Source organism: Maricaulis maris (assembly GCF_003634045.1).
GTDB lineage: Bacteria > Pseudomonadota > Alphaproteobacteria > Caulobacterales > Maricaulaceae > Maricaulis > Maricaulis maris.
In genome coordinates, this window is the sequence record NZ_RBIM01000003.1 from 231,833 (window position 1) to 246,062 (window position 14,230).

15 protein-coding genes are annotated in these 14,230 nt (G+C 63.8%); 1 reads left to right on the top strand and 14 read right to left on the bottom strand.

Annotated elements, in window-relative coordinates:
• Positions 1-11: 11 nt before the first annotated feature.
• The 12 genes from C7435_RS07095 to C7435_RS07150 form a co-directional block, all read right to left on the bottom strand.
• Positions 12-1,052: a rod shape-determining protein gene (locus tag C7435_RS07095; protein WP_075190414.1), complete on the bottom strand. Its 1,041-nt coding sequence runs from the start codon at positions 1,050-1,052 to the stop codon at positions 12-14.
• A 170-nt stretch (positions 1,053-1,222) separates the two neighbouring features.
• The gene (locus tag C7435_RS07100; protein ID WP_083635158.1) at positions 1,223-1,960 is read right to left on the bottom strand and encodes a TVP38/TMEM64 family protein; all 738 of its coding nucleotides are present in this window, start codon (positions 1,958-1,960) and stop codon (positions 1,223-1,225) included.
• Positions 1,961-2,023: 63 nt separating this feature from the next.
• Entirely contained in the window at positions 2,024-2,548 is a 525-nt protein-coding gene (locus tag C7435_RS07105) for a hypothetical protein (RefSeq protein WP_075190412.1), read from the bottom strand.
• 63 nt (positions 2,549-2,611) lie between these two features.
• On the bottom strand, positions 2,612-3,616 hold the full coding sequence (gene ilvC, locus C7435_RS07110; protein ID WP_121210572.1) for a ketol-acid reductoisomerase: 1,005 nt from the start codon (positions 3,614-3,616) through the stop codon (positions 2,612-2,614).
• Positions 3,597-4,112 (bottom strand): YybH family protein, encoded by a 516-nt coding sequence (locus C7435_RS07115; protein WP_075190410.1) that lies wholly within the window; start codon positions 4,110-4,112, stop codon positions 3,597-3,599. Before C7435_RS07115 ends, ilvC begins: the two co-directional genes overlap by 20 nt.
• Positions 4,109-5,035 (bottom strand): tRNA (adenosine(37)-N6)-dimethylallyltransferase MiaA, encoded by a 927-nt coding sequence (gene miaA / locus C7435_RS07120; RefSeq protein ID WP_121210573.1) that lies wholly within the window; start codon positions 5,033-5,035, stop codon positions 4,109-4,111. Before miaA ends, C7435_RS07115 begins: the two co-directional genes overlap by 4 nt.
• Positions 5,032-6,435: a Do family serine endopeptidase gene (locus tag C7435_RS07125; protein ID WP_121210574.1), complete on the bottom strand. Its 1,404-nt coding sequence runs from the start codon at positions 6,433-6,435 to the stop codon at positions 5,032-5,034. The genes miaA and C7435_RS07125 overlap by 4 nt, the downstream gene beginning before the upstream one ends.
• 188 nt (positions 6,436-6,623) lie before the next feature.
• Positions 6,624-7,502 carry a protease modulator HflC gene (hflC, locus tag C7435_RS07130; RefSeq protein ID WP_075190407.1) on the bottom strand — a complete coding sequence of 293 codons (879 nt, stop codon included), beginning with the start codon at positions 7,500-7,502 and terminating at the stop codon, positions 6,624-6,626.
• Positions 7,502-8,656, bottom strand: a complete 1,155-nt coding sequence (gene hflK, locus C7435_RS07135) for an FtsH protease activity modulator HflK (protein WP_121210575.1) — start codon at positions 8,654-8,656, stop codon at positions 7,502-7,504. Before hflK ends, hflC begins: the two co-directional genes overlap by 1 nt.
• 124 nt (positions 8,657-8,780) lie before the next feature.
• Positions 8,781-9,314: a dihydrofolate reductase gene (locus tag C7435_RS07140; RefSeq protein WP_121210576.1), complete on the bottom strand. Its 534-nt coding sequence runs from the start codon at positions 9,312-9,314 to the stop codon at positions 8,781-8,783.
• A gap of 3 nt (positions 9,315-9,317) precedes the next feature.
• A complete protein-coding gene (locus tag C7435_RS07145; RefSeq protein WP_121210577.1) occupies positions 9,318-9,674 on the bottom strand; it encodes a nucleoside triphosphate pyrophosphohydrolase family protein in 357 nt (118 codons plus the stop codon).
• Positions 9,675-9,685: 11 nt separating this feature from the next.
• Positions 9,686-10,543: a thymidylate synthase gene (locus C7435_RS07150; protein ID WP_121210578.1), complete on the bottom strand. Its 858-nt coding sequence runs from the start codon at positions 10,541-10,543 to the stop codon at positions 9,686-9,688.
• A gap of 596 nt (positions 10,544-11,139) precedes the next feature.
• Here C7435_RS07150 and C7435_RS07155 point away from each other — a divergent pair.
• Complete coding sequence (locus C7435_RS07155; protein ID WP_121210579.1) at positions 11,140-11,511, top strand: VOC family protein; 372 nt, start codon at positions 11,140-11,142, stop codon at positions 11,509-11,511.
• Between the two features lie 578 nt (positions 11,512-12,089).
• Here the strand turns inward: C7435_RS07155 and C7435_RS07165 are convergent.
• Positions 12,090-12,944: a MipA/OmpV family protein gene (locus C7435_RS07165; protein WP_075190402.1), complete on the bottom strand. Its 855-nt coding sequence runs from the start codon at positions 12,942-12,944 to the stop codon at positions 12,090-12,092.
• A 134-nt stretch (positions 12,945-13,078) separates the two neighbouring features.
• On the bottom strand, positions 13,079-14,029 hold the full coding sequence (locus tag C7435_RS07170; protein WP_170150375.1) for a LytTR family DNA-binding domain-containing protein: 951 nt from the start codon (positions 14,027-14,029) through the stop codon (positions 13,079-13,081).
• Between the last annotated feature and the right edge of the window lie 201 nt (positions 14,030-14,230).

The window sequence follows — 14,230 nt, forward strand, 5'->3', positions numbered from 1 at the left end:
TCAGGCGGAGACTACACCGCTTCGGAGAGAATGGGACGCCAGATCCGAAGGTCTTCAACGGCCTTGCCACAGCCCAGCACCACGCAGGACAGGGCGTCATCTGCAAGACTGACCGGCAGGCCGGTCCGCTCGCGCAGCTCGGTGTCGAGATTGCGCAGAAGCGCCCCGCCACCGGTCAGCACGATACCCTTGTCGACAATATCCGCCGCCAGCTCCGGCGGGGTCGCTTCGAGCGCCTGCTTGACCGCCTCGACGATCTGCTCGACCGGCTCGGACAGGCTGTCGGCAATCATCGCCTCGGTCACCGCAATTTCGCGCGGCACGCCGTTCATCAGGTCACGGCCCTTGATATCGAGCGACAGGCCCTCACCCTTCACCGGCGGCATGGCGGAACCGATTTCCTTCTTGATCCGCTCGGCCGAGGTCTCACCGATCAGGAGGTTCGCCGAACGTCGGATATAGTTGATGATGGCTTCGTCCATCTTGTCGCCCCCGACCCGGACCGAGCGCGAATAAACGATACCCGACAGCGACATCACGGCCACTTCCGTGGTGCCACCACCAATATCGACGATCATCGAACCGGTCGGCTCGTCGATCGGCAGGCCGGCACCGACGGCGGCAGCCATCGGCTCGTCAATCAGGTAGACCTTGCGGGCGCCGGCGCCGAGAGCACTTTCGTGAATGGCGCGACGTTCGACCGCCGTTGCTCCAGATGGCACGCAGATCACCACTTGCGGACTGACCATGGCCCGGCGGTTGTGCACTTTCTGGATGAAATGCTTGATCATTTCCTCGGCGACATCGAAGTCGGCGATGACGCCATCGCGCATCGGCCGGATCGCTTCGACATTGCCCGGTGTCTTGCCCAGCATGAGCTTGGCTTCGGCGCCGACCGCCTGGACATGCTTGCGGCCCTTCTCGATCTTGTAGGCGACGACGGACGGCTCATTGAGCACGACACCGCGTCCCTTGACGTAAACGAGCGTATTCGCCGTTCCCAGGTCGATGGCGATATCCGCGGAGAGCAAACCGAAAAGGCTGTTGAGCATGGGGGTGCTGAATCTCGAAAGGTGTGGCGGCAAAGCCGCGATGCAACTGTTTTTCTTGTGCGATGCTCCGCGCGAGATTGCAAGGGGCGCACCGGCATTCAAGCTGATACCGGCCAGGATTTACCAGTCTTTGGGACACCTGCGCGGATCTTGACGCTTGTCGGCCCCGATTACGGCCCTTTGACGGCGTCATCGGCGTCCAGCGCAGCGGGCACCCGATTGCGCCGCAACCAGATGCGCGCCACCAGCATGATCCCGATCCAGGCAAGCGCCGCCCCCGCGAAGGCAATGCCCAGCAGGATGCTGCCCCCGGTGATCATCGAGCGGATGCTCTCGCCCATCAGCGCAACGATGAGAATCTTGGGTGCCGACCCCAGCGCCGTGCCGACGGCAAAAGCCCAGTACGGCGTCCGCGCCACGCCGAAACCCATATTGACGACGATGAAAGGACCGGACGGGACCCAGCGCACCACCATCGAGGCCAGCAAGCCATTGCGGCCGATGAAGTCGGAGATCTTGTTGGCCCAGTCGCCGCCGTAACGCTTGAGGATATCGGCGCCGAAATAACGCCCGACGACATAATTGACCGCTGCCGAGCACTGGGTCGCGATGAAGGCATAAATCGCGCCATTCGTCGGCCCGAAGGCGACCAACGCAGCGGCCATCAATCCAAACTGTGGCGCCCCGAGAAAGGACAGGACCGTGAAGACCAGGATGGTCAGCGGCAGGGCATACCATTGGCTCGCCGACGCTTCGAACCAGCTGCCGGCAGCACCGGGTTCGATATCGAGCACAAAACGCCCGAGCAGGAAGACAAGGGCCACAATGACGAAGAGCCCGACCGAAACGCCGACGGCGCGCGCCGCGCGCGCATCCATGCGCAGGAGGAAGTCGGTCAGTCTGTTCAACAAAGCGTGGACCCGGTCAAAACGGCAAGGCCCCTAACTAAGCACGCTTTGTGCCACGGGCAATCACGCAGCGCCGTTTTCACCGTCAACCTGGTGGCCGGCCATGTCGACGGTTTCGCCTGATGCAATGGCCGCCAGTTTGGCGCGCTGGATCGCGAGAACACCGAGCTGTTCGTCGAGCACTTTGAGGATGTCGCGCGCTTCTTCCTGGTCGATCCGCCCCGGCGAACGCTCGGTTTCGCTCAGGCTTTCCATGATGGCGGAGATGTTGCGCGCATTGCGACGGCTGGCTTCACCGGCGAGCGCGAGCCAGTTGGCGTCATCCGCCTTGGTGATCGGCAGGAAAATACCGCCGGCCAGGGCCGCGAGATGCTGCGCCGCGGCCGAGGCCCCGGACTCGGTCAATTTGGCGATCCGGGCGTAGGAAATTTCATTGGTCGAGTCCGGATCGGCCAGCGCATAGACACGGGTTCGGCTGAGATCGAGCAGCTCCATGACAGAGGGAATGCCGCCGACTTCCTCGAAGACCCGCGCCACAACTTCCTTGGGTTCGCCATATCGCCGAACTTTGACCGGATTGAATGCCATTTCACGCCCCCGCACGCGATTCTTGTTCTGAATATACCTATTACAGGTGGCACGGCTTGTTGGCTATTTCGTGGCACCGTAAATCCGTCTGCGCAAGTCAGCACCGACGGCCTCGATCGGCAGGTCCCGGTCGGCGGCCCGTTCGGCCTTCATGGCGTCACCGGCCTCATAGGTCTCGACCCATTTGCGCGCAAACCGGTCGGACTCAATATCGGCCATGGCAGCATCAAAGACGGATTTGAGCTCCGGCCCGGCGATCCGCCCCTCGATCTGGCGGGCACCGAACTCGGCCGTGTCCGAGATCGCCTCATACATTCCGGCGATGCCACGTGACTGGATCAGATCGGCCAGGTATTTGATTTCGTGCACACAATCGATGTACGCCATGCGCTCGCTGACACCCGCTGCAACCAAACGCTCGAAACTCGCCTTGGCCAGGGCGACCAGCCCACCGACCAGCACCACCTGTTCCCCGAACAGGTCCGACACGGTCTCTTCGCGGAAAGTCGTCGGGAAAATGCCGACCTCGCCCGACCCGATGGCCGCCAGATAGGCCAGCGCCAACTCACGGGCCCGGCCCGACGCGTCCTGGTGCACAGCCCAGAAACCGATCAGCCCCTTGCCCTTCTCGAACTCCTGACGCACGGCCCCGCCCGGCCCCTTGGCGGCGGCGAGAATGACATCAGCATCGGCGGGCGGGGTGATCAGCTCGTAATGGATCGAAAACCCGTGACACAGGATGAGCGCCTGGCCGGGCTTGCGGAAAGGCGCGATGGCCTCCTTCCATATCTGGCGATGCGCCTCGTCGGCCGCCAGCAGGGAGATGGCGTCTGCCCAAGCCGCCGCCTCGGGCACGGTGACCACGGTAAAACCGTCAGCCTCGGCCTTCGCCCGCGAGGGCGAGCCGTCACGCAGCGCGATACGGATATCCGCCACCCCGCTATCGCGCAGGCACAGCGCATGCGAGCGGCCATGATTGCCGTATCCGACAATCGCCAGGCGGCTCGTTTTAATCGGGTCCAGATCGATATCCCGCGTGTAAAGCGGTTCAGTTGTCTCCACCGTCATCAGGCGACTCACTCCCGGTTTGGCCGGGCTGATAGGACGGGTCATCGGTGCCCATGTCCAGAAGGCCGCGCCAGTCGCCGTCAGCATTGCGGCGCCAGACCGTGACATAGGTTCCGCGCGCGACCGGCGCGGAGGTGCTGTCGCCATCGCTATGGATGCTCCACACACCCCAGGTGACACCGAAATCATCACCACTGCCGGCAAAGCCCTCCGATGGCTGCCAGTGCAGCAGGGTATCGCCCGTGAACGGTGCATAAAGCGGCGCGATATTCTCGGCGCCGATGATCGGGTCCGGTGTGCCGCGAATGAGACGGCCCTCGCTGGCATCCATCCAGTGGACGAAGGCCGCAGACGCGCCCTGCTCCGCGGCCATGGCCGCGAAATCACGATCAGCCTGCAGGATCGCCGCGACGGTATCGTCCGGGTCCTGTGAGTGGGCCGGCCCGGCAAGGACCAGGGCAAGGCCGACGCCGGCGCTCGCAAACAATGTTGTCATTCCGCTTCCCCATCGAGAATGGTAGCCAGGGCGTCTCGCGCCGTGGCCGGATCAAGGGAAGCTATCCGCGCCCAGCTGGCGGCTTGATTACGAAACCATGTCCCCTGCCGCTTGGCGTAGCGGCGGCTGTCCCGCTTGGCGAGAATGACAGCGTCTTCGAGCGACATCTCGCCCCGCAGATGGGCCAGGAGTTGCGGAACGCCGAGCGCCTTGCTGGCGGGCAGTTCCGGGTCCAGCTTGCGATTGGCGAAACGGGCCACCTCGTCCAGCGCGCCCGCTGCAAGCATGCGGTCAAAGCGCTGATCGATACGGGCATAGAGCGCTTCGCGATCCGGTTCGATCACCACGCCGCGCCACTCGTCGGCCGCGAGTGGGGGTGTGGTGTCGGCCTGAAAGTCACTCAAGGCGCGACCGGTCTCGAAAGCGACTTCCACGATCCGCATCAGACGCTGCCGGTCGGCCGCTTCAACGCGGTTTGCCGCGACCGGATCCAGCCGCAGCGCCTCGGCCCGCAGGCCAGACAGGCCGGCCGTCTCCAGCAGGGCAGCGGTGCGGGCACGGGCCGCCTCGCCGATCTCCGGGACCGGCGCCAATCCGCGTGTCAGGGCGTTGAAATAAAGACCCGTTCCGCCAACCAGGATCGGCGCCCTGCCGCGCTCACGGCAATCAGCGATCAGGGCCAGCACATCGCTTGTCCACTGGCCGACCGAATAGCGCACGGCGGGATCAAGGGTGCCGAACAGATGATGCGGCGCCGAGGCGCGTTCATCGGCATCCGGCTGGGCGGTGATCAGCGGCAGGCCGGCATAGACCTGCATGGAATCGGCATTGATGATCTCACCGCCAAGCTTGTCGGCGGCGGCAAGCGACAGGGCAGTCTTGCCGGCTGCAGTCGGGCCCGCAATCAGCAGGCAGGTGGTCACGGCCGGATCGATTGCAGCACGTATTGGCCGCCGCGATTGATCTGGAAACGGACCGGTCCGCCGCCATGACGGGCAATGATCTCACGGATCGCCGCCACGCTGTCGACGCGGGTGAACTCGACCTCCTCGATGACATCCCCGGGACGCACCTTGCCGGCGGCATCACTGCCGGCATCGACCTCGGTCACCAGCACGCCCTCGGCATCGGGATGGACGCGGAAGCGGCGCCGCGACGCCGTGTCCAGCGTGCCGAAAGTCATGCCCATGATCTCATTGCCGTTGCCATTGCCGGGAACCGGCTCGACGACCGCGGCATTTGCCGTCTCCCCGTCCGCGCCGCCTTCGGAAAGTTCGCCAATGGTGATGCGGATCGTCATCGGTCGGTCACGGCGGATAATGTCGAGCTCGACCTCGCGACCGATCTCGCTTTCCGCCACCATGCGCGGGAAGGAGCGGCTGTCACGAACGCGGCGACCGTCAAATTCCAGTACCAGATCACCGGTGCGCAAGCCGCTGCCGGCGGCGGGGCCATCATCCTCGATCCGCGAGACAATGGCGCCATACGGGGTTGCCAGCTCGAAGCTTTCCGCCAGCTCGGCCGTCACCCGCTGCACCGAAACGCCAAGCCAGCCACGGCGCGTTTCGCCAAACTCGACCAGCTGGTCGACGACAATGCGGGCCAGGTTAGACGGGATGGACAGGGAAATGCCGACGCTGGCGCCGGTCGGCGACAGGATCAGCGTGTTCACGCCGACCACATCGCCATCCATGTTGAACAGCGGGCCGCCGGAATTGCCGGTATTGATGGCGACATCGGTCTGGATGTAATCGTCATAACGGCCACCGGCTTCGCGGCCGCGCGCCGACACCACGCCAGCGGTCAGCGTGCCGCCCAGTCCGAACGGATTGCCGATCGCGATCACCCAGTCGCCGACCCGGGCTGCGTCACTGTCGCCAAAGGCCACGAATGGCATCGGCTCATCGGTCTCCATGCGCAGCACCGCAAGATCGGTCACGCTGTCGATGCCGACCACTTCAGCGCGGAAGACGCGGCCATCCGGCAGGGAGACCTCGACCTCGTCAGCGCCGTCGATAACGTGATTATTGGTCACCACGATGCCGGAGGCGTCGATGATGAAGCCCGAGCCAAGCGAATTGGCGATGCGCGGCGCATTGCCGAAAATATCGTTGAAGCGTTCCAGCGGCGAGCCTTCGGGGAATTCCGGCAGGCCGTCCTCACTGTCGAGCCGCTGCGCCGCGGAGATATTGACCACCGCCGGTGACAGGCGCTCGGCCAGGTCGGCGAAACCATCGGGCGCCGGATGGGCCCCGGCCGCCGGTATCGCCGTCATGAAAAGCGCGGCTGCAAGGGAAAGGGTGAGGACTAGAAAACGCTGCATGGGTATCCGCCGTGTCAGGGATGTGACGTGTCGCTGGGTAGGTTCCAACATGGTGAATACCGCCTCGCGAGGGTGTGCTGCAACCATGGTGACACAATCGTCATGCGCCGGACGTCGGCAAGCCGACATGAAAGAGCCCGGCCCGCTGCTGCGGGACCGGGCTCGATCTTGCGACAAGGCCGGTCGGCCTATTCGCCGGCCTGGGTCCGGAAATAGCGGAAGAATTCCGAATCCGGCGGGATCACGATCGGCGTGCCGTCGATGATGGTCTCCTCATAGGCCAGCATTGAGCGGTAGAAGGTGAAGAACTCGGCATCACGATTATACGCCTGGGCGTAGATCTCGTTCCGGCGTGCATCACCGGCACCACGAAGGCGATCCGAGTCGGCGCGCGCTTCAGCCACGATAATCGTGGCCTGACGTGACGCGTCGGCGCGAATTTCCGTCGCCTGCTGGTCACCTTCAGCGCGGATGCGGGCCGCTTCCTGCTGACGCTCGGACCGCATTCGGTCGAACACGCGGGTGGCGATCTGCTGTGGCAGGTCGGCCCGCAGGATGCGGACATCAATGACTTCAATGCCGAGATCCTGGGTCGCCACCTGGGCTTCCACCCGACTGCGGACCCGCACCATCAGCTCGGCACGCTGGCCGGAGATGACGTCATTGGCCGGGATCGAGGCGATCACGCCGCGCAGGCTGTCATCCATGATGGAGCGAAGGCGCGCCTGGGCACCGGCTTCATTGGTCACGGTCTGATAGAAACGCAGCGGATTGGTGATGCGATACCGCAGGAAGGCATCGACAACCAGGCGAACCTGGTCGGCGGCCTGGATTTCCTCCGGCTGCATGTCGAATTCCAGATTGCGCTTGTCGAACATCACCACGTCCATGATGAACGGGATCTTGAAGTGCAGGCCCGGGTCTTCGAAACCGGGCTGGTTGACGGCACCGACCGGATCGCCAAGGCGGACCAGCAGGGCCTGTTCGCGCTCATTGACCGTGTAGACACTCTGCAGGCCGATGAAGACACCGACGACCAGAATAATGATTCCCAGTGTGCGGATCATCAGTTGTTCCCTCCGGTCTGGCTGCGAGGCTGGGTGCGCGGCGCATCAAGCTGGTTGAGCGGCAGATAGGGCACAGCCCCGGCATCCGCGTCCAGGATGGTCAGGTTGGAGCGACCCAACACCCGTTCCATGGTTTCCAGATACATGCGGCGACGGGTCACTTCCGGCGCCAGGATGTATTGCTCGTAGATCGCAACGAAGCGGTCGGCCTGGCCTTGCGCTTCGGCAATCACCGAGTCGCGATAGGCCTCGGCGGCCTGGGTCAGCTGGGCGGCTTCACCGCGGGCCTGCGGGATGGTCGAGTTGGCAAAGGCCGTCGCCTGCAAAATCGCCTGTTCGGCATCCTGCTCGGCCGCATCCACATCACGGAAGGCATCGATCACGCTGGCGGGCGCCTGGGCGGTCTGCAGGTTGACCTGCAGGATCTGGATACCGGCCTGATAATCGTTGAGCACGGACTGGAGCAATTCGCGGGTGCGTTGCGAGACTTCGCCGCGACCGACCGTGAAGATGAACTCGCGATCCGAGGTGCCGATGACTTCGCGCATGGCGCTCTGCGCCACTGCGGCAACCGTCGTTTCCGGATCACGGACATTGAACAGGAAGTTGCGGACGCCGTTTTCAGACGGATCAACACGCCACTGCACCGAAAAATCAATGTCGACGATATTCTGGTCACGGGTCAGCATCTGACCTTCCGAACCCTGGCCAATGGTGATGGTCCGGGTTGCGGTGACATCCTCGATGATCACGGATTCGATCGGCGTCGGCAGTTTGAAGTGGAAACCCGACCCGGTGGTCCGGTCATATTCGCCGAAACGCAGCACGACGCCGGCCTGGCTCGGATTGACCTGGTACCAGCCGGACCCCGGCATGATGAACCAGACACCGATCAGGATCAGCACGATCAGGCCGAAGCCGAACGCACCGGCCCCGCCGCTGCCGCCCGAACCGCCCTTGCCGCCGGAGCCGCCACCGCCGAACATGCCGCGTATCTTGCGCTGCATGTCGCGGACGACCTCGTCGAGATCGGGACCCTCCGGTCCGCCGCCACCCTGGGGACGCTGGCCCCACGGGTTCTGGCCGTTATTATTGTTGCCGCCGGAGCCCCATGGGCCTCCGCCGCCTCCGCCCTGATTGTCGTTCCATGACATGTGCTGGATCGATCCTCTCAATTTCCATTGCGCCCTAAATGAACGTATGCGCGTTACGGTTCAAGGGTAATCGGACGGGACGGCGCAGCGGCATGTCCCCCCTTTGCCGCGAACGCGGACTGTGTCAGGCGCGATCGAGCGTGCGCAGGACGAAGGCGTGATCATCGCGCTCGCCGGCCGGATGCGCTTCGCGCGCCACCTCGTGCCATTCGCTCTCAACGATCTCGGGCAGGCGGGCATCGCCCTCCGGACTGGCCTCGACCTCGGTGAGATAGAGCCGTTCGGCCAGGTTCATCATCGTGGCATAGATCTGCGCCCCGCCGATCACACACACTTCGTCGACACTGTCGCTACGTGCCTGCTCGAACGCCGCCCTCATGGCCTCGCCCGGCTCGCTGACCACAATCGCACCGTCGGCCAGATAGTCGGCCTGGCGCGTGATCACGATATTGAGCCGGCCCGGCAGGGGCCGCCGGGGCAGGCTGTCCCAGGTCTTGCGGCCCATGATGATCGGCTTGCCGCTGGTGATCGCTTTGAAACGCTGCAGGTCGGATGACAGGCGCCAGGGCAGATCCCCGTCTGCACCAATGACGCCATTGGCACCGCGCGCCACGACGAAGGCGATTTTGGGAATGATGGTGGTGGTGAAGTTGGCCATGGCTCAGCCCTCCCCGCCCGCACTGGCATCGCCCGGCTCCATCACCGCACTGTCGCGATCCAGCCAGTGCAGCCATTTATCCTGCATGGCCTGGTCGATATCGATGCCCTCAGCCTTGGCCATGATCAACAACATGCCCAGCGCGTCGGCCATTTCCAGCGCCAATTGCTCGCGCGCCTCGGCATCGGCGGGACGCCGGGTACGGCCGGTGGTGGTCAGATAAGCCTGGGTCAGCTCGCCGACCTCTTCCTGCAGTTTCAACAGCGGCCAGTCACCCGACCGGTCAATCCCGAAATGCTCGGCATAGATATCGGAAACCCGGACGATCTTGTCGGCGAGTTGATCAAGCGGTCCGGACATGGCGCCCGCCCCTAAACGGCGACCGGGGCAGAGATGCGCGGGTGCGGGTCATAGCCCTCCAGCGCGATATCCTCGTACTCGAAACCGAACAGGTCGGTCGCCTCCGGATTGAGCTTCAGCTGCGGCAAGGCGCGCGGCGCCCGCGTGAGCTGTTCGCGGACCTGGTCCATATGGTTGGAATAGATGTGGGCGTCACCGAACGTGTGGATGTATTCGCCCGGCTCCAGCCCGCAGACCTGCGCCACCATCGCCGTCAGCAGCGCGTAGGAGGCAATGTTGAACGGCACGCCCAGGAACATGTCGGCCGAGCGCTGGTAGAGCTGGCAGCTCAGCTTCCCGCCCGCAACATTGAACTGATACAGCGTGTGGCAGGGCGGCAGCGCCATATTGGGCACATCGGCCGGGTTCCAGCCCGACACAATGAGGCGCCGCGAGGCGGGATTATTCCTGATCTGCTCGAGGATGTTGGACAACTGGTCGATCTCGGTGCCGTCCGGCCCCTCCCAGCGACGCCATTGCTTGCCATAGACCGGGCCGAGATCGCCGTTTTCATCGGCCCATTCGTCCCAGATCTTCACCCCGCGCTCCTGCAGCCAGCGCACATTGGTCTCGCCGCGCAGGAACCACAAAAGCTCGATCGCAATCGACTTGAAATGCACCTTCTTGGTGGTCAGCAGCGGGAAGCCCTTCGACAGGTCACAGCGCAGCTGGCGGCCAAACACCGACCGCGTCCCGACGCCGGTCCGGTCAGCCTGCTCGGCGCCGTTTTCCAGGATATCGCGCAGCAGGTCGAGATAGGCATTCTCGACGTCCGAACCTGCCGCACCGGACCGCGCCTGCGCAAAGCTCTCACTGTCGATAACCGCCATGTCGCTCTCCCGGTGATTCTCAGCGAGACAGCATGCCAGCGAAGCCGTCCGGGTTGAACCAGCGAGCCCAGATCAGCCGGGGATAGTCGCGGCAAGTGATTGGCGGGCCTGCGGGAAAATAGGAACCCGAGCGCAGCCTTCTGCCCCCGCTTGCGGGGGAAGTGGACCGGCGCGGAGCGGCGGGCCGAAGGGGGCCGAGCGCACACTCAACCATAAACCCCTTGCCGAGAGAAAGCCGTATCCGGTTCTTGAGCTCAAGGGGCATGCCCGCGGAGCGGCGGCTGTGCCGCCCTTGACCTCAAGAACCGGATACGGCCCGCTGGCTGACAAGGGAGTTATAAGCAGGTCTGCGCATGGCGCGCGAAAATTGGTACGTGTCCCGATTTCTCATGGGAGGCCGGCGGCTCAGACCGGGCCAATCCGGCCGCCCGAAACGGCGAAGCGAGGCGCCACTGGAAGACTAAATCGGTACGTGTCCCCGGTTTTTGCGGTACCGGGCTACGCCCCCCGTCCTGTCAGGAGAGATCAAATTGTGACTCGCTCGCCGCCGGTCTTGGTGTATGGTTGCGGCATCGGAACATAGAGGGAACACACACATGCTCGGATACGTGACACTGGGAACCAATGATCTGGAAAAGGCCGCCGCCTTCTACGACAAGCTGTGCGCCGAATTCGGTGTTGGCCGCATGATGGGCGACGAGAATTTCATCGCCTGGGGCAAGCCTGATGGCGGCGCCGGTATCGGCCTGACCAAGCCTTTCAATGGCGAACCGGCCACCATCGGCAATGGCGTCATGGCCGCCTTCCAGGCCGACAGCAAAGAACAGGTCGACAAGGTCTACAAGCTCGCCGTCGAAGAACTCGGCGCCCCCTGCGAAGGCCCCGCCGGCCCCCGCGGCGACAGCTTCTACGCCGGCTATTTCAGAGACCCGGACGGGAACAAGCTGAATGTGTTTTATATGGGGTGATGACGTTGAACGTGGGTGACCCACACCGGCGTAATCGTTAGCGGGCGACCAGGTGGCGGATCGCCAGGAACAGGACCGATGCGTAAAACAGTCCGGCGAACGGCCTAGCCCGATCGTCCCGTTGACACCCAGGGCGGTTGAAACCCCGCCCTGGGTGCTTGGTCCGGACTATTGCGCGGGAATAATCGGGAGTTGGATGAAGGAGGGGTAGTCGCCTCCGACATGGATGGTGTTGGTCGCCTCCGGCTCTTGCCGGTCCCATGTGCGGGTATGGTAGGCGCCGGACGCGATGACGAGCTTCACACGCCTGCCCAGATAAAGGTGCCGGTGACCATTTATCCGGAATCCTCTTGAGTGCGCCATTCTCTTCGATCTCGCGACAGTCCGCGGTGCGGACGTCTCCGATGGAGGCGGGCTGACCGCCCGGCGCGCGGTCCCGCTTGCGAAGTCGTCGGGTTCGAAATGGCGCTACTGAGGTACCCGCTTCTTTCGTTGGCCCCGCTCGCTCGACTCGCAAGCCGCGATTGGTGTGGCGACAGTCCCTTCCCCATGAGCACCATCACCACATCTCATGTTCGCTAAAACGAAAATGCAACCCCGAGCACGGCTTCCAGCTCGTAATCTTCCCGCACCAGAGGGCTGCCGGTCGCTTCGTCTCCGAAGAATTCACCGCTTACATTGCCAATGATCATCCATTGCTCATTGAGCCGGTAGCGCGCGCCAAAGCCCACACCGGCGGATTTCAGGCCACTGGAGGGTTGGTATTCGGTGTAGCGGAAGGCCGGGTTTGGGTCAGCCTGGCTGGCTGCCGCTTCAAGGGATGTGATACCGAACTCGGTCTGCAGATGCTCGGCATTGGCATAGCTGATATCGCCATAGGCCGTGAGGGTCAGGGCGTTATCCATCAGGTGCCAATCGTAGGAACCTCCGAGGAAAGTCACGACGCCCTTGCCGGCATCGCCGATATCGGCCTCGAATCCAAAGCCGACCGCCGACGTGCCAAACTGGCGGAACAGCCCCCCGGCCAATACGGCGGTGCTGTCCATCGTGGCCAGATTTGCCAACGCCGGATCGTCGGACGGGTCGCGGCCTGGCTCGTAGCCGATGCCGGCTTTCAACCGCCACTCTGACCCTAGTATGGGCCAGTAAATGCCCATCTCGTCGCCGGATACGTAATAGCGGTCATCATACATGCCATAAAGGATAGGCGCGGCGCCGGTCTCGCGATTGTCGCTGCCGGCGTAGACCGGGGACGACTCCGCCACGATCCCCAAAAGGGCGCTGAGCCCTGTAAGGTCGCCGGCGAGCGCCGCTTCCTTGCGCGCCTCGACCGGGGAGAGCGCCTCGGCGTGCACCGTGGCCGGAGCCAGCAGTGTGGTGAAGCCGAAACCGGCCGCGGAGGCGAAAGCGGGGAGTTTGCAAAATCTGTCCATTGAAGGGTCTCCTGGGAGCAAAACAACGCACAGGAGTTGTTGCGGCGCGCACGCCATCCGCAACGCCAATTTCGTGAGCGCGCTGCAAGCGTCAGGTCAACGAATGAGTGAATGAAAGCGTCGGGATGGTTGAGCTAGGATGGGTCGGACTGCACGCCCCGCCAGTCGCGGAAAGCCTTCAGTCGTCGTTGGCTCACGGGTACGTGCTGGCCGCTGCGAAGCCGGATGCGCACCTGTCGTGGATCGTCGTCGACGGCCTCAATCCCGTCGCGGGCCACCCACCAGGACCGATGTACCTGCAGACCGGGCACGCCCTCCACCGCAGCGATCGCGTCGCGCAGACGGCCAAGCGATTGGCGGGTGCCGTTGGGACCGTGCACCAGAACGTAATGCTCGTCGGCCTGAAGCGCCCAAATGGTGCGGTCAATCAGGTTCGCCATCCGCCCGGCATCATCGCAGCGACTGGACTCCACGTCGGGGCCGGCCGATCCGACCACTGGACGTGAAGGCAGCAATGTCACGCCACCAAGCAGGACGGTCGCCCCGAAAACGCTCAGCAGGAAGATCGTGGCGGTGGGTGTAATGTCCAGCAATTCCCCCAGCCAGATCTCAAGAAAATCAACCGCTGTTTGGCCCGGCACCCGGTTGCTGATGAGGTCAGCGTCATGGTGAAAACTGTCCAAGGAGACCGTCATCAGGGACGCGGCCGGCAGCACCGACACTATGGCAGCGGCACAGGCAAGCGCGACTGTCACCGCGCGAGGCCAGTTCAGGCGCGCGGTCAACCGGGCGATCAGGTTGCGGGCGGCCAGGAACAGGATCGCTGAATAGAACAGCGCCGCGAACCAGAAGACGAAAATAAGATAGCCGCCATCCGTGCCGGAATTGTCGACCCCCTGTTCGACGAAAATCACAGCGAACAGAAGCGATACGCAGGCGCAGGCAAAAACCGCTTTTCCGTACTGCATGGGACTCACAAGATTGGCGTCACGGTCCGGAGGCAACAGGCGCAGTATGCCTCCCAACGCTGGCGGATGCCAGCCAGCCTGCACCGACGGTGCAGCCAGCGGGCTTACCGGCGCCACCGACGCCCGCACGCACACCCAGGGCGGTTGAAACCCCGCCCTGGGCGCTTGGTCCGGACTATTGTGAGGGAATAATCGGGAGTTGGATGAAGGAGGGATAGTCGCCTCCGACATGGATGGTGTTGGTCGCCTCCGGCTCTTGCCGGTCCCATGTGCGGGTATGGTAGGCGCCGGACGCGATGACGAGCTTCACACGCGAGC

Excerpts from the sequence above, each read along its gene's own strand:
- C7435_RS07095 (WP_075190414.1), bottom strand. The coding sequence starts at position 1,052 with ATGCTCAACAGCCTTTTCGGTTTGCTCTCCGCGGATATCGCCATCGAC.
- C7435_RS07105 (WP_075190412.1), bottom strand. The coding sequence starts at position 2,548 with ATGGCATTCAATCCGGTCAAAGTTCGGCGATATGGCGAACCCAAGGAA.
- ilvC (WP_121210572.1), bottom strand. The coding sequence starts at position 3,616 with ATGACGGTGGAGACAACTGAACCGCTTTACACGCGGGATATCGATCTG.
- C7435_RS07115 (WP_075190410.1), bottom strand. The coding sequence starts at position 4,112 with ATGACAACATTGTTTGCGAGCGCCGGCGTCGGCCTTGCCCTGGTCCTT.
- C7435_RS07125 (WP_121210574.1), bottom strand. The coding sequence starts at position 6,435 with ATGCAGCGTTTTCTAGTCCTCACCCTTTCCCTTGCAGCCGCGCTTTTC.
- hflC (WP_075190407.1), bottom strand. The coding sequence starts at position 7,502 with ATGATCCGCACACTGGGAATCATTATTCTGGTCGTCGGTGTCTTCATC.
- hflK (WP_121210575.1), bottom strand. The coding sequence starts at position 8,656 with ATGTCATGGAACGACAATCAGGGCGGAGGCGGCGGAGGCCCATGGGGC.
- C7435_RS07140 (WP_121210576.1), bottom strand. The coding sequence starts at position 9,314 with ATGGCCAACTTCACCACCACCATCATTCCCAAAATCGCCTTCGTCGTG.
- C7435_RS07145 (WP_121210577.1), bottom strand. The coding sequence starts at position 9,674 with ATGTCCGGACCGCTTGATCAACTCGCCGACAAGATCGTCCGGGTTTCC.
- C7435_RS07150 (WP_121210578.1), bottom strand. The coding sequence starts at position 10,543 with ATGGCGGTTATCGACAGTGAGAGCTTTGCGCAGGCGCGGTCCGGTGCG.
- C7435_RS07155 (WP_121210579.1), top strand. The coding sequence starts at position 11,140 with ATGCTCGGATACGTGACACTGGGAACCAATGATCTGGAAAAGGCCGCC.
- C7435_RS07165 (WP_075190402.1), bottom strand. The coding sequence starts at position 12,944 with ATGGACAGATTTTGCAAACTCCCCGCTTTCGCCTCCGCGGCCGGTTTC.